Origin of the sequence: Arthrobacter sp. SDTb3-6 (genome assembly GCF_013376095.1) — a bacterium.
In the GTDB taxonomy this organism is placed as follows: domain Bacteria; phylum Actinomycetota; class Actinomycetes; order Actinomycetales; family Micrococcaceae; genus Specibacter.
The window spans coordinates 14909-33518 of the sequence record NZ_JAAMFN010000019.1 but is presented as its reverse complement, the minus strand read 5'-3'; the positions used below and the strand labels follow the sequence as shown (position 1 = coordinate 33518).

At 66.8% G+C, this 18610-nt stretch carries 15 protein-coding genes; 7 read left to right on the top strand and 8 right to left on the bottom strand.

The features are described from left to right. Positions 1-9 precede the first annotated feature (9 nt). The 4 genes from G6035_RS10810 to G6035_RS10795 all read right to left on the bottom strand — a co-directional run bounded on the left by G6035_RS10810 (position 10) and on the right by G6035_RS10795 (position 5803). Complete coding sequence (locus tag G6035_RS10810; RefSeq protein ID WP_176617100.1) at positions 10-1734, bottom strand: ABC transporter family substrate-binding protein; 1725 nt, start codon at positions 1732-1734, stop codon at positions 10-12. 73 nt (positions 1735-1807) lie between these two features. Then, positions 1808-3940, bottom strand: coding sequence for an ABC transporter ATP-binding protein (locus tag G6035_RS10805; protein ID WP_176617099.1), 2133 nt, complete (start codon positions 3938-3940; stop codon positions 1808-1810). Then, on the bottom strand, positions 3891-4811 hold the full coding sequence (locus G6035_RS10800) for an ABC transporter permease (protein ID WP_176617098.1): 921 nt from the start codon (positions 4809-4811) through the stop codon (positions 3891-3893). Before G6035_RS10800 ends, G6035_RS10805 begins: the two co-directional genes overlap by 50 nt. Positions 4812-4819: 8 nt before the next feature. Then, on the bottom strand, positions 4820-5803 hold the full coding sequence (locus G6035_RS10795; RefSeq protein ID WP_176617097.1) for an ABC transporter permease: 984 nt from the start codon (positions 5801-5803) through the stop codon (positions 4820-4822). 937 nt (positions 5804-6740) lie between these two features. Here G6035_RS10795 and G6035_RS20135 point away from each other — a divergent pair. The 3 genes from G6035_RS20135 to G6035_RS10785 all read left to right on the top strand — a co-directional run bounded on the left by G6035_RS20135 (position 6741) and on the right by G6035_RS10785 (position 9811). Further along, positions 6741-6872, top strand: a complete 132-nt coding sequence (locus tag G6035_RS20135) for a hypothetical protein (protein ID WP_256127904.1) — start codon at positions 6741-6743, stop codon at positions 6870-6872. A gap of 67 nt (positions 6873-6939) precedes the next feature. Beyond that, the gene (locus tag G6035_RS10790) at positions 6940-8367 is read left to right on the top strand and encodes a glycosyltransferase 87 family protein (RefSeq protein WP_176617096.1); all 1428 of its coding nucleotides are present in this window, start codon (positions 6940-6942) and stop codon (positions 8365-8367) included. Further along, positions 8360-9811: a phytoene desaturase family protein gene (locus G6035_RS10785; RefSeq protein ID WP_371130971.1), complete on the top strand. Its 1452-nt coding sequence runs from the start codon at positions 8360-8362 to the stop codon at positions 9809-9811. Before G6035_RS10790 ends, G6035_RS10785 begins: the two co-directional genes overlap by 8 nt. Positions 9812-9820: 9 nt before the next feature. On the opposite strand, the gene G6035_RS10780 is transcribed toward G6035_RS10785, so the two are convergent. Continuing rightward, entirely contained in the window at positions 9821-10435 is a 615-nt protein-coding gene (locus tag G6035_RS10780; RefSeq protein WP_176617095.1) for an NAD(P)-dependent oxidoreductase, read from the bottom strand. A 99-nt stretch (positions 10436-10534) separates the two neighbouring features. On the opposite strand from G6035_RS10780, the gene G6035_RS10775 reads away from it, so the two are divergent. Together G6035_RS10775 and G6035_RS10770 are read left to right on the top strand one after the other, a co-directional pair. Next, on the top strand, positions 10535-10960 hold the full coding sequence (locus G6035_RS10775; RefSeq protein ID WP_256882982.1) for a helix-turn-helix domain-containing protein: 426 nt from the start codon (positions 10535-10537) through the stop codon (positions 10958-10960). Positions 10961-10964: 4 nt separating this feature from the next. Continuing rightward, positions 10965-12008, top strand: coding sequence for a LacI family DNA-binding transcriptional regulator (locus G6035_RS10770; protein WP_256127903.1), 1044 nt, complete (start codon positions 10965-10967; stop codon positions 12006-12008). Positions 12009-12073: 65 nt separating this feature from the next. Here the strand turns inward: G6035_RS10770 and mmsB are convergent, their stop codons facing one another. From mmsB to chvE, 3 genes are read right to left on the bottom strand one after another with little or no spacing between them, the layout of a single operon-like run. Beyond that, positions 12074-13261, bottom strand: coding sequence for a multiple monosaccharide ABC transporter permease (gene mmsB / locus G6035_RS10765; RefSeq protein ID WP_176617094.1), 1188 nt, complete (start codon positions 13259-13261; stop codon positions 12074-12076). Continuing rightward, positions 13258-14778, bottom strand: coding sequence for a multiple monosaccharide ABC transporter ATP-binding protein (gene mmsA, locus G6035_RS10760; RefSeq protein WP_218063120.1), 1521 nt, complete (start codon positions 14776-14778; stop codon positions 13258-13260). The genes mmsB and mmsA overlap by 4 nt, the downstream gene beginning before the upstream one ends. A 30-nt stretch (positions 14779-14808) precedes the next feature. Beyond that, the gene (chvE, locus tag G6035_RS10755) at positions 14809-15930 is read right to left on the bottom strand and encodes a multiple monosaccharide ABC transporter substrate-binding protein (protein WP_176617092.1); all 1122 of its coding nucleotides are present in this window, start codon (positions 15928-15930) and stop codon (positions 14809-14811) included. A 269-nt stretch (positions 15931-16199) separates the two neighbouring features. On the opposite strand from chvE, the gene araB reads away from it, so the two are divergent. Together araB and G6035_RS10745 are read left to right on the top strand one after the other, a co-directional pair. Beyond that, complete coding sequence (gene araB, locus G6035_RS10750) at positions 16200-17921, top strand: ribulokinase (RefSeq protein WP_176617091.1); 1722 nt, start codon at positions 16200-16202, stop codon at positions 17919-17921. Next, positions 17918-18598, top strand: a complete 681-nt coding sequence (locus tag G6035_RS10745) for an L-ribulose-5-phosphate 4-epimerase (protein WP_176617090.1) — start codon at positions 17918-17920, stop codon at positions 18596-18598. Before araB ends, G6035_RS10745 begins: the two co-directional genes overlap by 4 nt. Positions 18599-18610 lie beyond the last annotated feature (12 nt).

The following is an 18610-nucleotide window of genomic DNA, read 5'->3' as shown; positions in this document are numbered from 1 at the left end:
GCGGTGTTGCTAGGCCTTCCAGCCCACCTTGGTCCAGTCGATCGATTGGAACTGTGCGGCACCGTAGTTGACCAGCCCGTTCGTGACGGCGTAGGTGTTCGGCGTCGGGGTCAGCGGGATGACGGGTGTGTAGGCAAAAATGGCCTTGTCGATCTCGTTGGCCAGCTCGATCCGCTTGGCCGGGTCAAGCTCCGCGTTGGCCTTCTGCCACATCGCGCCGAGCTTTTCGTCGGTGATGCCCGTGAAGTTCTGGCCCGAATCCACGGGGTAGAAGATCGATTCCGTCGAGGAGATCGGGAAGGGCGTGCCGGACCAGGCGAATCCGGTCATCTCAAAGTTGGACTTGAGCACGTAGTCGGAGAAGAACTTCGCCGAGGGGACGGTGTTGTTCTTCAGCGTGATGCCCACGACCCTGAGGTTGGCCTGCAGCTGCTTGAAGATCTGTTCGGAGACGGGGTTGTTGGCATCGAGGGTGTACGTCAGTTCCAGTTTCCTGCCGTCCTTCGCCTGGACGCCGTCGGAACCCTTCACATAGCCGGCCTCCTTGAGCAGCTCCTCGGACTTGGCGGTGTCAAAGCCGATGGCCGCGGTGGCATCGTCTTCGTAGCCCTTCTGGCCCGGCATGTAGATGTAGCTGTTCTGGCTCGTCACCGGCGCACCGATGGGGCTCAGGCGGCTGGCGGAGATCGTCTTCCGGTCAATGGCACGGGCCACGGCCTGGCGGACCTTGACGTCGGCCAGGGGGCCGGTGGAGCCGTTCATCGTGACGTGGTTCCAGGTCAGGCCGCCCGTCTGCTGGATGGCGCCGTCGGTGCGCTTCTTGGCGGTGTCGTAGTTGTTCTTGTTCGTGCCGATGCTGAAGGCGTCCAGTTCCTTGTTGGCGTAGGCCTGGGCCAGCCCGTCGCGGGTGACGACCTTCATGATGATCTTGTCCAGCTTGGGCTTTTCCCCCCACCACTTCGGGTTGGGCGTCAAGGTGACAACCTGGCCGTTGGTGTCAACGTTGGAGACCTTGAACGGGCCGTCGGAGGGCAGCGGCTTGGTCTTGTAGCCGGCATTGAAGGCCTTGGGGTCCGAGGCAATGGCGGCGGGCAGGATGCTGGCGGTGGCCATCCCGGCCGTGCTGCCGCCGAGAATGGAGGGCCAGTCGGCGTTCTTGTTCTTGAAGGTGATCTTGAAGTTTTGGTCGGTGTCTTCCCGGGTGACCGATGCAATGTCCTTGTAGACGTTGTCGGAGACTGTCTGGTACGCCTTGTTGGCGCCGCTGGAAGCCTTCACCGTGGCGGCGAAGTCCTTGTATGTGATGGGGGTGCCGTCCTCCCAAACGGCCTTCGGGTTCAGCTTCACCTCCACCACCTGCGGGTCCTGGCTAAGCAGTTTCACCTCCGTGGCGTAGTCGGGATTGACCTCCCACCCGCCGTCGGCCGTGACGCGCACCGGTCCGCCCGTGGTGGGATCCATGATTTGGCCGGTGGAGACGTTGTTGCCATCCGCCTGGAGTGTGTTCCAGTTGTCGGGCAGCTGGTCGATGGCCAGCGTCAGGGTGCCGCCGTCCTTGACCGCCGCGTAGTCCGCCTTGGTCCAGTCGACGGTGGGCAGCATTGCGGTTTCGGCCGCGCCCTTGCTGTTGTTGATGGGGGGTTTCGCCCCGCCCCCGCCGCCTGCGCTGCAGCCGGTGACGGCCAGGGCCAGGCTCAGGACGCCGGCTCCCACCATCTTTTTGATGTGTTTCATTTCTTTCCTCCATAAGGTGGCCGGGGGCGGCGGTTGGTTTATCGCCGGACCGTGATGGCCGTGGTGCGTGATGTCAGGACATGAGGTCGATGCGTTCTGCGTGGTGGCAGGCAACGGAGCTGCCCTCTACCTGGCGCCGCGGGGGATCCAGCGTGCGGCACGTCTCCTGCGCCGGGGGGTCCATGACCTGGTACAACGGGCAGCGGGTGCGGAAGTTGCAGCCGCTGATGTCCGCGGTGGGGCTGGGGAGGTCGCCTTCGAGGATGATGCGGCGGCGGCTGCGCTCCAGTGCGGGGTCGGGCACGGGAACGGCGGAGAGCAGCGCCCGAGTATATGGGTGCTGGGGATGTTCAAAGAGGTCTTCCGACGCCCCGCTTTCCACGATGCGGCCCAGGTACATGACCGCCACGGTGTCGGCGATTTGGCGGACCACGGCCAGGTCGTGGGCCACAAAGAGATAGGACAGGCCCAGCTTTTCCTGCAGGTCCTCCAGCAGGTTGATGACGCCGGCCTGGATCGAGACATCCAGGGCCGAGACGGGCTCGTCCAGGACCATGATCTTCGGATCCGTCACGAGGGCCCGGGCTATGCCGATGCGCTGGCGCTGGCCGCCGGAGAACTCGTGCGGATAGCGGGATGCCATGGAGGGCTCCAGCCCCACCAGGTCCAGGACTTCCCGGACCCTCTTCAGCCGTTCCCTGGCCGGGACCCCGTGGACCGTGAGCGGCTCGGCCACGATGTCCTGGATGGGAAGGCGCGGGTCCAGGGACGCCATGGGGTCCTGGAAGACCACCTGGATGTCACTGCGCAGCGCCCGGCGCTCCCTCCCACCCATGGTGGCGACGTCCCGGCCGTTGACGGTGATCCGGCCGGCCTGCGGCTTGGCCAGTTCCAGGATTTCCATGATGGTGGTGGACTTGCCACAGCCGGATTCGCCGACCAGGCCCAGGGTCTGGCCGGAACGGAGGTCGAAGCTGACACCGTCCACGGCCCGCACGGTGCCGATGACCTGCTTGAAAACCGAACCCCTGGTCAACGGGAAGTGACGGACCAGCCCGTCCACGCCCAGCACTCTTTCCGGGGTGACGGCGGCGCGTACCGCCGGCGCGACGGCCTCCGGAACCGGATACAGCCCGTCGCGCTTGAGTGTGCCGGAGGCAATTTCACCCACGCGCAGGCAGGCCGAGGCGTTGAGCGGATTGCCGCTGACGGCGGCCAGCGGCGGTTCCGTGGTGCGGCAGGCGTCGATCGCCGCGGGGCAGCGGGGGGCGAACGGACAGCCCGGGGCAAGGTTGGCCAGCTGCGGCGGGCGGCCCTCCAGCGGCACCAGCCGCGTGTGGCCGGCCGTGGCAAGGTTCGGCATGGAGCGCAACAGCCCGATTGTGTAGGGCATGGACGGCCGGTGGAACACCTGGTCCACGGTTCCTGTCTCCACGATCCGCCCGGCATACATGACGGCAATCCGGTCCGCGTTGCCGGCCACGACGCCCAGGTCGTGGGTGATCAGGACCACGGCGGCGCCGGTGAGGTCCTTTGCCTTTTGGAGCACCTCCAGGATCTGTGCCTGGATGGTGACGTCCAGCGCCGTCGTCGGTTCGTCGGCGATGATCAGGCGCGGGTTGTTGGCGATGGCGATAGCGATCATGGCACGCTGGCGCATGCCGCCGGAAAACTCGTGCGGGAATGCCTGGGCGCGGCGCTCCGGGTTCGGGATGCCCACCACTTTCAGCAGTTCCACGGCGCGGGCCTTCGCCGCCTGCCCGGACAGCTTCCTGTCGTGGAGCTGCAGGGCCTCGGCGATCTGTGCGCCGATCGTGTAGACGGGGGTCAGTGCGGACAGCGGGTCCTGGAAGATGATGGAGATGCCTTCGCCGCGCAATCTGGACAGTTCCCTGTCGCTGCGGCCGAGCAGGGACCGGCCCTCAAACAGGATGTCGCCGCTGACCTGGGCGGAGGACGGCAGCAGGCCCATCACCGCCAGCGACGAGACGGACTTGCCCGAACCGGATTCACCTACGATGCCCAGAAACTCGCCCTTGTCCACGTGGTAGTTGACGCCGCGGACAGCGGTGACGGCGCCGCCGGGCTGCGGGAAGGTGACGCTGAGATCGCGCACCTCCAGCAGGTGGCCGGCCGTGCCAGGGAAGGGGGTGCGCTCAGCCACGGTTGACTCCGGAGGTTGGGTCCACGGCGTCGCGCAAGGCATCGCCCACCAGGCTGGCGGAAAGCACCGTGAAGACGAGGATGGCCGCAGGGAAGACGAACAGCCAGGGGCGGGTGGCCGCGGCGCCCTGCCCCGCGGCCAGCAGGGTGCCCAGGGAGACGTCGGGAGCCTGGATGCCGAAGCCGAAGAAGCTCAGGGTTGTTTCACTCAGGATGGCACCGCCCACGCCCAGGGTGGCGTCGATGATCAGCAGCGAGGAAACGTTGGGCAGCACGTGGCGGCGGATGATGGTCCAGGTGTCCACGCCCATGAAGCGGGCCGCCTTGATGAAGTCGCGTTCGCGCAGGGACAGCGTCTGGGCACGGATCACCCGCGCCATGATCATCCAGCCGAAGCCGGCCAGCAGGAAGATCAGCGCCACCCAGGACAGGGACTTGAAGATGGGGCTGAGCAGGATGAACAGGAACAGGCTGGGCAGCACCAGCAGCAGGTCGATGAACCAGACGATGGCCCGGTCCCACCAGCCGCCAAGATATCCGGCCACGGCGCCGACAATGCCGGCAACCAGGGCGGCCAGCGGGCCCACCAGCAGGCCGATCACAAGGGACTTGCGCAGGCCCGTGATGGTTTGGGCGTAGATGTCCTCGCCGATGTCGCTGGTGCCAAACCAGTGCAGCGCGGTTGGGGGGGACCCCATGTTGTAGATGTCAAGGTCGGTGGCGTTCCACGCGTTGGGCACGAGGCCGAAAATCGCCCACAGGATGATGGCGCCCAGGCCTACGATCCCCACCCAGAAACGGGGCGTGCTGCGCAGGCGGGACAGGACCAGGCGGAAACGCGAGACCGGCTTCTTCGAGCGGACGACGACGGACGACTCGGCGGCGGGGTTGGCAACGGGAACTTCTTCAAGCATGGACATGTTTATACCCGCACCCTCGGGTCAAGGGCGGCGTACACCACATCGGAGAGGGTTCCGGCGATCAGCACCAGGATGGCATTGAACAAGATGGCGCCGGTAAAGGCGTTGATGTCACTTTCGCTGATTGCCTGGACCAGCATCTCGCCCATGCCGTGCCAGCTGAACACGAGTTCGGTCACGGCCGCTCCGGCCAGGACGGTGGCAAAGGAGTAGGCAAAGTAGGTGGACATGGGAATCAGGGCCACGCGCACGCCGTGCCGGATCAGTGCGGAACCGCGGGTGCGGCCCTTGGAGCGGGCCGTACGGATGTAGTCAGCGGACAGGACGTCCAGCATGGCGCTGCGCTGGTACCGCGAGTAGCCGGCCGCGCCCATGAGGGCCAGGGAGATGGTGGGCAGCAGCAGGTGCGCCGCCCGGTCCCAGACGTGGGCCCACCAGCCGCCGTCCAGCCCGGGTGTATATTCGCCGGTGAAACTGACCAGCTGCATGCCGGTGGCGGTGTTGAGCATCGTGGCCAGGATCATCAGCAGGATGCCCAGCACGAACGACGGCGTCGCCAGGATGGTGAACGACACGTAGGAGATGGCCTGGTCGCTGAACTTGTACTGGCGCACTGCGCCCCACACACCGACCACGACACCCACGAGCGCCGCGATGATGGTGCCCAGGATCAGCAGCCGCAGGCTGGTGCCGGCGCGTGCGGCCATTTCACTGACCACCGAGGTGTTGTGGACGGTGTCACCGAGGGAACCGTGTGTGACCAGGTTGACCAGCCAGGTCCACAACCGCTCAATGACGGGCGTGTGGGGGTTGACGCCCAGGCCGTCAAGGATCGAGTTGATGGTTGCATCCGACGGGCGGGGGTTGCGCCCCAGGTAGCGTCCCGCCGGGTTGAGGATGATGCTTGCCAGGACGTAGGCGCTCATGGTGGCGATTGCGGAAAGAATCGCATAGTTGATGAAGCGCTTGACAATGAAGCCGGTCATGCGGCGGCTTCACTACGTGTGGCCAGGGCCGTCGCGCCAAGACGACGGGCCATCTGCGGCGTGGGTGGATGCAGTCGCAAAGAATCATCCTTAGTACTTGTCGGCTGCATTGGCCAGGGTTGGCGGCCGGAGTGCCCCGAATGGATTGCAGTTCCAGTGAGGACAACTCCAGGACGTTTCCCTGACGCCTTCACGCTGCCAATGTACCGTGGATCACAGGCGGGTGCTTGGCCGGCAGGCGGCACCGGCCCCCAACGCGTACCGGCCGGTAACATCCAAGGGATGCCGGACGGGGCAAAATCCGCCGAACCACGGGCCTCGCCGCCGGCCCGCGCGGCTGGAACGTAACAAAAATGTTATGGAACACATCGCGCGTGTCGCGGGCCGCCGGGGACCCCCGCGGCGCCTGTGGCGCCGCATAAACGGTCTTCCCCTGCAGTTGTTGCGGGCCGGATATGCAGCCGCCAATAAATTTATTCAAATAATACTTGCGGCGGACTGGTCAATTCCCCGCAGCATGAGGTAAGTTATAAACTAGTTCCGATGAGTTCCCTCGGAATGTCCGCGTGCACGAGGAAAGGAGTCCATCATGTTTACAACGATCAAGTCTGAAATTTTAGGCGGTCATCTGGCCTCCACCGGGCACGCCGGCAAGGCGTCGTAACCTTTCACGAGGTTTCGCACGCATCCGGGTCGGCCTGCGGGGGCCACCCGAGACCGGTCACCCCACCCGGGAAAGCGGCCCATGGCCGCGTGTTTTCCTGGCTCGGGCCGTGGCCACCGCCGGACATTGTCCGGTATTGACGCACAAAACCATTCGCGCCTTTTTGTGCTCTCATATTGCCGTTTTTCGCGAAGGAAAATAATGGCTTTATTTGTCGCGCCACAAATAGTTTTATCCGTTCTACGACCGTATTTGGGAAGGAGGTGACCAAAGGTGAATCCAAGGCCGCAGTTCTCAGCCCTCAAACGGGTCTTTTTTACGCCCGTGGACCAGCAGAAGTTCAACGCCATGCGGGACCGGCAGCAACGTGAAATCCTGCGCATGGACCTCTTCAACATCCGGTAGCCCGGCCAGCCGGCGCGGGCTGTTTCATTGTCACCGCTCGGCTCCCGCCAGCCGGTAGGCTCATGCCATGGCGGATTCCCAGGCGCCGGGGCGCCAGCGCCGGCACGGCACAGTTGTTCCCTCCCGCAGCGACCCGCTCCTGCGCTCCATGACCGAAGTGGTCGGCGGGCCGCTGGGCCGGCGCACCGCGCCGGGGCGCACCAACCCGGGATTCTTTACGGTCGAACGCGTCCTGGTCCTGATGGCCGCCGTTTCAGCCCTGCTTGCGGTCGTGTCCAAGGGGCACTGCCGCCAGGCCGGCTGGACCACGCCGGACCAATATTCCACCGTGTGCTGGTCCGAGTTCCCGAATTCCCTGGGGTCCCACGGCCTGGCGCACCTCTTTCCCTTTTTCACGCCCGGCACCACCTTCGACCAGCCGCCGCTGACGGCCTTCATCGCCGGCGCCACCGCCTGGCTGACCGGCGGCGTGGCCGGGGCGGCCCGGCCACTTGCCTTCTTTGACATCAACGCTGCGCTCATTGCCGCCGTCTGGATTTTTACGGTGGTGGTGGCCGCCCGCACGGCCGGGCGGCGCCCCTGGGACGCCGCGGTCATCGCTGCCAGCCCGCTGCTGTGGCTGGCGGCGTACGTGAGCTGGGACTTTTGGGCTGCCGCCCTCGTGGGACTGGGCCTCTACCTGTTTGCACGGCGGCGGTCCGTCTGGGCCGGCTTTGTCGTGGGCCTGGCCGCCATGGCAGCGCCCTACGCCATCCTGGTCCTGCTCGCCCTGGTGGTGCTGGGGGTGCGCAACCGCCAGGCCACCGCGCTGCTGGAGACCCTCGCCGCGGGCGCCGTGGGCTGGCTGCTGGTCCTGGCCCCCGTCATGGTGTCCGACCCGTCCGGGTGGGGCGCCTACACGGCCTCGGCGCTGACCGGCCCCGCCTCGCCGTCGTCACTTTATGGCGGCTGGAACCTGATCGCCGCCCGCATGGGGCTGCCGCCCCTGGGGGACGACGCCGTCAACGTGCTGGCGGCCGTCCTCGTGGCGCTGCTGGTCCTGGCGGTCGCGGCGGTGGGACTCTACGCCCCGCGGCGCCCCAGGGTGTCCCAGCTGGCCGCCGCCGCCGTTGCGGGGTTCCTGGTGGTGGACAAGTTCACCGAGCCGTGGCACGCGGTGTGGCTGCTGCCGCTGCTGGCGCTCGCGCTGCCCCGCTGGCGGCCGGTGCTTCTGTGGCAGGCCGCAGCCGTCTGCCACTTCATTGCCCTGCTGCTCTTCCAAGGCAAGGTCCTGGGCGGGATCAGCGACCAGCATGCCATCGACATGCCGTACTTTGTGCTTGCCGCGGCGCTGGCCGGGGCGGCGAACTGCGTGGTGGCGGGGCTGCTGGTCCGGGACATGTGGCACCCGCGGCATGATGTGGTCCGCCGCGGCGGCGTCGACGACCCGCAAGGCGGGATCCTCCTGGACGCGGCCCTCCCCGACCCGCCGCCGAAGGAGCCTGCCCGTGGTTGACGTAGCTGTGGTGGGTTCGGGCCCCAACGGCCTGGCCGCCGCCGTCACGATGGCGCGCGCGGGGCTCTCCGTGACGGTCTTCGAGGCCGCCCACACCTGGGGCGGGGGGGCGCGCACGGCCGAACTGACGCTGCCCGGCTTCAGCCATGACGTCTGCTCCGCAGTCCACCCCATGGCACTGGCCTCCCCGTTCTTCCGGGCCTTTGGGCTGGAGCGCCGCATAGAACTGCTGGTGCCGGAGATCTCCTACGGCCACCCGCTCGACGGCGGACGCGCGGGGCTGGCCTACCGGGACCTGGAGCGCACCGTGGCCTCCCTGGGTGCGGACGGACCTGCCTGGCGCCGGCTCATGGAACCCCTGGTGCAAAGGCTCGACGGCGTCATTGACGTCAGCCTGCACGGGCTGGTCAGGGTTCCCCGGGACCCTCCGGCCGCCATGCGCCTGGCACTCGCCACCCTGGAACAGGGGACGCGGGCCTGGCGGATGCGGTTTCGTGAAGAGGTGGCACCGGCCCTGCTGACAGGGGCTGCCGCCCACGCGATCGGCCGGCTTCCCAGCCTGGCCGGTGCCGGTGCCGGGCTGGTGCTTGCCGCGCTGGGGCACGCCGGCGGCTGGCCCGTGCCCCGGGGCGGTTCGCAGGCCATTGCCGACGCACTCGTTGCCGATCTCAGGGCGCACGGCGGGCACGTGGCGGTGGACAGGCCGGTGGCGGACCTTGCGGCCCTTCGCGCCGAAACAGGGGCCAGGGCGGTCATCTGCAACCTCACGCCCCGGTCCCTGGCATCGTTGGCGGCCGATGAATTGCCCATCCGATATATACGTAAACTGGAATCCTTCCGCTACGGGCCAGGCGTGTGCAAGGTGGACTTTGCCTTGTCCGGACCCGTCCCGTGGAGCAATGCCGCCTTGGCCGGTGCACCGACGGTCCACCTGGGCGGCACGCGCGCGGAGATGGCCCGGGCGGAAAACCAGGTCCTCGCCGGCGGCCATCCGGACCGCCCCTACGTGCTGGTGGCCCAGCCCGGAACGGTGGACCCCACCAGGGCGCCGGCGGGAGCGCGCACGCTGTGGGCCTACACGCACGTGCCCGCCGGTTCCACGCTGGGGCGTGCCGAGGCCGTCACGGCCCAGCTGGAGCGGTTTGCCCCCGGCTTCCGCGACCTGGTGCTGGCTGTCCACACAACCACGGCCGCGGACCTTGAGGCATACAACCCCAATTGCATTGGCGGGGACATCAGCTCCGGTGCCGTCACGATGGCCCAGCTGCTGCGCAGGCCGGTTGTGGCGCCCGAGCCCTGGAGGACCCCGGCACCGGGTGTGTATCTGGCGTCCGCGTCCACGGCCCCCGGGCCCGCCGTGCATGGCATGGCGGGCTGGCTGGCCGCGCGCTCAGCACTCCGGCACAGTTTTTCGCTGCCCGCCCCGGACTTGTCGCCGCGGTGAGCCGCCGGGTCAGTTGGCGGCGGTGAAACGCTGGCGGACGTGTTTGGGCGTCTCAAGCTCGTCCAGCATGGCAAGGGCGAAGTCCTGCGTGGAGATGGTCCCGCCCGCCGGCGAGTCGGCGCCCACGACATAGCTGCCGGTCCGCTCGCCCGGTGCGATCTCCGGTGCCGGGGCCATGACGGTCCAGTTGACGTCTTCCGGCAGGGCCTTGATTGCCTCCAGTGCCGTGGCGGCCGTCAGGGCCTCGGCCCGGTAGGCCTCGGGGAAATCAGGCAGGTCCAGCAGGCGCTTGCCGTCCATCAGCAGGGTCCCGGCCCCGCCCACCACCATGGTGCGCGTGCTGCCCACATTGGCCATGGCCGTGGCCGTTGCGTCGAGCCACAGCTGGTGGTCGGCGCCCGTGCGGCTCGGGCCGGTGGCGAGGACCACGGCGTCGTTCGTCTTCGCGACGGCGGCGACAGCCCCGGCGTCGGCCTGGTCTGCGGCGAGGGGGGTGGCGGAGGGGACCCCGGGCACGGGGCCGCCCGAGCGGGAGATGGCCGTGACTTCGTGGCCGCGCCGCACTGCCTCCGCGGCGATCTGCGAGCCAACCATTCCGGTGGCGCCAAATATTGCAATCTTCATGGAGTGCTCCTTCGGGAAACGCTGTTGGTGTCCGGCGTGGACTGATGAAACAATAGTATTCAAAAGAAACTGCTGTCTTCAACGAAACTGGGTTACCCCGTGGATACCAAACAGGACGCCTTCGTCGGCAATGTCTTGGACCCGGCCTGTCCGTCGCGCATGGTTTTTGCACGGATTGGCGACAAATGGGCCTCGCTGGTCATCCAGGTGCTCGCCGACGGCCCGTTGCGGTTCTCGGAACTGCGCCAGCGCGTGCAGGTGGTGACGCCGAAGGTGCTCACGCAGGTGCTCCGTTCGCTGGAACGGGACGGACTGCTCACGCGCACCGTCTTCGCCCAGGTGCCGCCGCGCGTGGACTATGAACTGACGGCGCTGGGCCGAACCCTGCTCGGCCCGCTCGCCGTCCTGCGGGAGTGGGCCGAGCACAATGTGTCCGCCATGCTGGCGGCCAGGGACGACTATGACGAGCGGGAAGACGCCGCTGCCCTCGTGCAGCCCGGCCGCCCGGCCGGACGGGTAGGCTAAAAACATGCAGCCCACGTCCAGCGGCCGGCGGCGCGCGCCCGTCATGGAGGACGTGGCCGAGCGTGCCGGCGTCTCCCACCAGACTGTCTCCCGCGTTCTCAACCAAAGCCCGAATGTCAGCGAAAAAACCCGTGAGAAGGTCAACCGGGCCATCGCAGAACTTGGCTACCGACGGAACACGGCGGCACGGTCGCTGGTGACCCGCCGGTCCCAGACCATTGGCCTGCTGGCCAGCGAAATGAGCGAATACGGCCCCTCCAACACCCTTCTGGCCGTCCAGCAGGCGGCGCGGGATGCCGGCTATTATGTCAGCATCGCCGGCATCCGTGAAGTCACCCCGGCCACCATTGCGGATGCCCTGGCCCGCTTCCTTGACCAGGGCGTGGACGGGCTCGTGGTTCAGGTCCCGCACGCCGGCATCCTCGAAACGCTCCACGAACTGGATCTCGGCGTCCCGGTGGTGGCCATCGGCGCGGCCGGCATGAACGGCTGCAGCGGCGCCATGGTGGACCAGGAGGCGGGCGCCCGAAGCGCTGTGCAGCACCTCGTGGACCTCGGGCACAGCAGGATCGCTCATCTGGCGGGGCCGGACGGCTGGATCGACTCCATCGCCCGCGTGGCGGGCTGGCACGGTGTGCTCAGCGCCGCCGGACTGCCCGACGGGCCCCTCATGGCCGGCGACTGGACGGCCGCATCCGGGTACAGCGCCGGCCTCGAACTGGCCAAGGACCGCACCGTCACGGCCGTGTTTGCGGGGAACGACCAAATGGCCCTGGGCCTGCTGAGGGCCCTGGCTGAAGCCGGGGTCCGCGTTCCGGGGGACGTGTCCGTGGTGGGTTTCGACGACCTGCCCGAGGGCGCCTACCTGGTTCCGCCCCTGACCACGGTCCGCCAGGGGTTCGAAGAACTTGGCAGGCGCTGCATCGACGCCTTGCTGGCGCGAATTGTCGACGGTGAAGGCGCCCGCACCGAGGTGGTGGCGCCCGTCCTTGTGGTGCGCGACTCCACTGCCCCCCGCGCTTATGGCGGGGCCGCCCACCCTGGGTGAGGGCCCGGCGTCGACCTTAAACGCCAATGCGGCCCCGCCTCAAGGGCGGGGCCGCATCCGTGTGCCTACTTGGTGGCGGCCTTGGCCCGCCGCTTGTTGAATACGTCAAAGGCCACTGCAGCCAGCAGCACCAGGCCCTTGATCAGCTGCTGGTATTCGGTCCCGACGCCCAGGATGGACATGCCATTGTTCAGGATGCCGATGATCAGGCCGCCGATGATGGCGCCGACCACGGTGCCGATGCCGCCGGTGACTGCCGCGCCGCCGATGAAGACGGCCGCGATGGCGTCCAGTTCAAAGCCGTCGCCCGCCTTGGGGTTGGCCAGGTTCAGCTGGGCCGTGAACACCAGCCCGGCCAGGGCGGAGAGCACGCCCATGTTGATGAACAAGGTGAAGGAAACGCGCCTGGTGTTCACGCCGGAGAGCTCGGCGGCGTGGGCGTTGCCGCCGATCGCATAGATATGCCGGCCCCAGACAGAGTTGGCCATGACGGCGGAATAGCCCACCATCAGCACACCCATGACAATGAGGACAATGGGCGTGCCGCGGTAGCTGGCCAGCAAGTAGGTGATGAGCAGGACCAGGGCCGAGGTGAAGACCAGCTTGAGCAGGAACCATGGGAACGGCTCGTCCTCCAGGAAGTGCTTCCTGCGGCTGGCACGGCCCCTGATGTCCGCGTAGACCATGGCGGCCGTCGCCAGGACGCCGATGATGACTGTCAGGGGCTCCAGGAGTGACGCGCCGCCGCCCAGGTCGGGAAGAAAGCCGCTGCCCAGCGCACGGAATTCGTCCGGGAAAGGCGAAATTTGCTGGTTCTGCAGGGCTATCTGGGTCAGGCCGCGGAACGTGAGCATGCCGGCCAGGGTGACAATGAAGGACGGGATGCCGAAGTAGGCAATCCAAAAGCCCTGCCACATGCCCACCACGGCGCCAAGGATCAGGCAGGCGATGATGGCCAGCCACCAGGGCATGTGCCATTGGGTGATCATCACCCCGGCCATGGCACCGACAAACGCGACGACGGATCCGACGGAAAGGTCGATGTGCCCGGCAATGATGACCATGACCATGCCGACGGCCAGGATCAGGATGTAGCTGTTTTGCACGATCAGGTTTGAGACGTTGATGGGCGCGAGCGTGATGCCGTTGGTGGTGATCTGGAAGAAGATGATGATCACAATCAGGGCGATGAAGAGCCCGATCTGGCGGAGCTGGCCCGTCAGGTACTGCAGGGCGGAGCTAAGTGCAGTCATTCTGCGTCCTGGTCCTTTGCTTGGGTCATGAACTGCATGAGATGCTCGGCGGTGGCGGACTCTCGCGGGACGTCGGCCGTGATGCGGCCCTCCGCCAGCGTGTAGATCCGGTCGCAGATGCCCAGCAGTTCGGGCAGTTCTGAGGAAATGACGACGATGCCTTTGCCTTCGTCGGCGAGCTTGTTGATGATGGTGTAAATCTCGTACTTGGCGCCGACGTCGATGCCGCGCGTGGGCTCATCGAGGATCAGGACGTCCGGGTCGGCGAACATCCACTTCGAAAGCACCACCTTTTGCTGGTTTCCGCCGGAAAGCTTGCCCGTGACGGCAGCCACGTTGGGGGCCTTGATGTTCATGCTCTTGCGGAAACCGTCCGCCACCAGGCGCTCCCGGTTGCCGTCCACCCAGCCCCAGCGCGAGAGTTTTTGCAGGGCGGCGCCGGAAACGTTGCGCATGATGTTGTCCAGCAGGTTCAGCCCGTAGCGCTTGCGGTCCTCCGTGGCGTAGGCGATGCCGTGCCTGATGGCGGCGGCCACGGAGTTGGTCTGGATTTCAACGCCCTCCTTGTAGACGCGGCCGCTGATCTTGGCGCCGTAGCTGTGCCCGAAGATGCTCATGGCCAGCTCCGTCCGGCCGGCGCCCATCAAGCCGGCGATGCCCACGATTTCCCCGGCATGGACGGCGAGGCTGACGCCCTTGACCACCTGCCGCGACTGGTCCACGGGGTGGTGAACGGTCCAGTCCTCAACCCGCAGCAGTTCGGCGCCGATCCTGGGCGTGTGCTCCGGATACCGGTTGTCCAGGTCGCGGCCCACCATGCCCTTGATGATGCGCTCCTCGGAAATGTCGTCGGCGTGCATGTCCAGGGTCTCGATGGTCCGGCCGTCCCGGATGATGGTCACCTTGTCCGCCACGGCCTTGATCTCGTTGAGCTTGTGGCTGATCATGATGGAGGTGATGCCCTGCTGCTGGAAGTGCTTGATGAGGTTGAGCAGGTTGGCGGAATCACCGTCGTTCAAGGCGGCGGTGGGTTCGTCCAGGATCAGCAGCTTGACCTGCTTGGAGAGCGCCTTGGCGATCTCCACGAGCTGTTGTTTGCCGACCCCCAGATCCGCGACCTTGGTGGTGGGATGGTCGTTGAGCCCCACCCTGGCCAGCAGTTTGGACGCCTCCAGGTTGGTCTTGTTCCAGTCCACGAACCCCCTGGTGGAGATCTCATTGCCCAGAAAGATGTTCTCGGCGATGGACAGGTAGGGGCTGAGGGCCAGCTCCTGGTGGATGATGACAATGCCGGCGGCCTCGGAGGACTTGATGTCCTTGAACTCGCACAGCTTGTCCTCAAAGTAGATGTCGCCGTCAAAGCTGCCGGAGGGGTAGACGCCGGAGAGCACCTTCATGAGGGTTGACTTTCCTGCGCCGTTCTCACCGCAGATGGCGTGGACCTGGCCGCGCTGGACCTCCAGGGAAACGTCCTGCAGGGCCTTGACCCCAGGGAACGTCTTGGTGATGGTGCGCATGTCAAGGATCGTCGATGTCACGCCGGCCGCCTACTTGAGGTCTGCGGCCGTGTAGTAGCCGCTGTCAACAAGCTCCTTGCTGTAGTTGTCCTTGGTGACGACCACGGGCTGGAGCAGGAAGGTCGGGACAACCTTGACCTTGTTGTTGTAGCTGGTGGTGTCGTTGACCTCCGGGGTCTTGCCCTTGAGCAGGTCGTCCGCCATGGCCACGGCCTGGTCGCCGAGCTTGCGGGTGTCCTTGTAGATCGTGGAGTACTGCTGGCCGGCAATGATGGACTTCACCGACGCGGCCTCGGCGTCCTGGCCGGTGATGATGGGCAGGGCGTTGCTCGCATAGCCGGCGGACTGCAGTGCGGAGATGATGCCGATGGACAGGCCGTCATACGGGGAGAGGATGCCGTCAACCTTGGCCCCGGAAGAATACGTGCTCGCGATCAGGTTCTGCATGCGCTTCTGGGCCGTGGCCGGGTCCCAGCGCAGGGTCGCGATCTGCGTGAAGCCGGTCTGGCCGCTCTTGACCACCAGGGTGCCGTTGTCGATGTACTTCTTCAGCGTCTTCATGGCGCCGTTGTAGAAGAAGGTGGCATTGTTGTCATCCGGGCTCCCGGCGAAGAGTTCAATGTTGAACGGGCCCTTCCTGCCGGTTTCCTTCCCTGCCTTGTCCAGGATGCCCAGGCCCGTCAGCAGCGAGGTGGCCTGCTCGACGCCGACCTTCTCGTTGTCGAAGGTGGTGTAGTAGTCAACGTTCTTGTTGCCGTTGATCAGCCGGTCGTACGCAATGACCTTGATGCCGGCCTTGGCGGCGTTGTCGAGCTGGTCGCTCAGGGCCGTGCCGTCGATCGAGGCAATGATGAGGACCTTCGCGCCCTTGGTGATCATGTTGCTCACCTGCTGGACCTGCTGGGGGATCTTGTCGTCGCCGTACTCAAGGTCGGTCTTGTAGCCAAGCTTCTCCAGCGATGCCTTGATGGCGTCGCCGTCCTTGATCCAGCGTTCGGAGGTCTTGGTGGGCATCGCGATGCCGATCAGGGCCCCGCTGTTGTCCGCCGTTCCGGCGCCCGCCGCGGCATCGCCGCCGCGTGTTCCACAGCCGGTGGCACCGAGTGCCAGGCCCAGGGCCACGGCCCCCACAATCAAGCTCTTGAATTTCATGGGTGGTTCCTTCTTGTCGTATGGGGTCGGGGTCCCGGGCCCCGTGGTCGCCGGGGAGTCCGGGGAAGAATCCCAAAATGGGCCGTGGCAGCCAACCGTTCCGATTGTGAGCGCTAACACGTGGGCTAAAGTGTAATCCCTCACATGCCGTGGATGTCAAGTGGCGGACGAAGCGGCACGCGGCGGTGGAGCGGCGGTTGACACGATCAATTGTTAGCGCTCACAATGAAGACCGTCCCAAACCCCTGCAATCGTTCCGAGAGGCAGCCATGACCAACGTTCCACTCCCGCCCGCACACTACGTGGTGGGCGTCGATTTCGGAACCCTGTCCGGCCGTGTCGTGGTGGTCCGCGTCCACGACGGCGCCGAGGTCGGCAGCGGGACCTTTGACTACCCGCATGCCGTGCTGGCGGACGCGCTCCCCGGCTCCCGTGTCCCGCTGGGCATCGACTGGGCACTGCAGGTTCCGGACGACTACCGGCAGGTGCTCCGGCATGCAGTACCCGCCGCACTCCGCGACGCCGGGATCGACCCGGCCGACGTCGTCGGGATCGGCACGGACTTCACGGCCTGCACCATGGTCCCCACGCTGGCCGACGGCACGCCGTTGAATGAAGTCCCCGCCTATGCGGACCGCCCTCACGCCTATGTGAAGCTGTGGCGCCACCACGCCGCCCAGCCGCAGGCGGACCGGATCAACCGGCTGGCCGCAGGGCGCGGCGAAGGCTGGCTGGCGCGTTACGGGGGGCTGGTTTCCTCCGAGTGGGAGTTCGCCAAGGGCCTGCAGCTGCTCGAGGAGGACCCCGAGCTCTATGCGGCCATGGACCACTGGGTGGAAGCGGCGGACTGGATCGTCTGGCAGCTGACCGGCCGCTATGTCCGCAATGCCTGCACCGCCGGGTACAAGGGCATGTACCAGGACGGGCAGTACCCGTCCGCGGACTTCCTGGCCGCCCTCAACCCCGCCTTTGCCGGCTTTGTGGCCGAGAAGGTGGAGCACCGGATCGGCCGCCTCGGCGAGGCCGCGGGCACACTCAGTGCCGAAGCCGCTGCCTGGACCGGGCTGCCCGAAGGCATCGCCGTGGCCGTGGGCAACGTGGACGCCCACGTGACCGCCCCGGCGGCCCGCGCAGTGGCCCCCGGTGTGATGACGGCCATCATGGGCACCTCCACGTGCCACGTCATGAACGGCGCCGGCCTGCGTGAGGTCCCGGGCATGTGCGGCGCCGTCGACGGCGGCATCCTCGACGGACTGTGGGGCTATGAGGCCGGCCAGTCCGGCGTCGGCGACATCTTCGGCTGGTTTGTGAACAACGGCGTGCCGCCACGGTACCACGACGACGCCGCGGCGCGCGGCCTGGGCCTGCACGAGCACCTCACGGAATTGGCCGCAGAACAGGCAATCGGCCAGCACGGGCTGATCGCCCTGGACTGGCACAGCGGCAACCGCTCCGTGCTGGTGGACCACGAACTGTCGGGGCTGGTCGTGGGCCAGACGCTGGCCACCAAGCCGGAGGACACGTACCGTGCCCTGCTGGAGGCCACGGCCTTCGGCACCCGCACCATCATCGAGGCGTTCAACGCCTCGGGCGTGCCCGTGACCGGGTTTGTTGCCGCGGGCGGACTGCCCAAAAACCGGCTTTTGATGCAGATCTACGCGGACGTGACCGGCCTGCCGGTGCAGACCATCGGATCAACCCAGGCGCCGGCGCTGGGATCGGCCATCCACGCCGCCGTCGCGGCGGGGGCCTACCCCGATGTCCAGTCGGCAGCCGACGCCATGGGTGCCACGCCGGCCGACGTTTACCAGCCGATCGCCGAAAACGTGGCTGCCTATGACGGGCTGTTTACCGAATACACCGCCTTGCACGACTACTTTGGCCGCGGCACCAACCGTGTCATGCACCGCCTCAAGGCCATCCAGCGCCGGGTTTCCGGCCCGGGTGCCGCGGCCCCGGCGGCAGCCACTGGAGCGGCGGTGCCGGCATGAGCCCACGCAGTCAAACAGTGGCCGCCGTCCGGGCCGAAGTCTGCGCCATGCATGCCGAGCTGGTGCGCTACGGCCTGGTGGTGTGGACGGCCGGGAACGTCTCCGCCCGGGTTCCGGGGGAGGAGCTGATGGTCATCAAGCCTTCGGGCCTGGCCTATACGGAGCTGACCCCGGAATCCATGGTCGTCACCGACCTTTTCGGGACCCCCGTGGCAGGGGACTGGGGCAACCCCACGCTCGCCCCGTCGTCGGACACGGCGGCGCACGCCTACGTCTACCGGCACATGCCGGAGGTGGGCGGGGTGGTGCACACACACTCCACCTATGCCACGGCGTGGGCGGCCCGTGGGGAGGCGGTTCCGTGCGTGCTGACCATGATGGGCGATGAATTTGGCGGCGACATCCCCGTGGGTCCGTTTGCGCTGATCGGGGACGATTCCATCGGCCGGGGGATTGTCGAGACGCTGCGGGGGTCGAAATCGCCCGCCGTGCTGATGAAAAACCACGGCCCGTTCACCATCGGCGTCGATGCCCGCGCCGCGGTCAAGGCCGCTGCCATGTGCGAGGAGGTCGCCAAGACCGTGCACGTCTCGCGCCAGCTCGGCGAGCCCCTGCCCATTGACGCGGGGCTCATCGCGGCCCTGCACCACCGCTACCAGAATGTCTACGGCCAATAGCCCCTTCAGCCT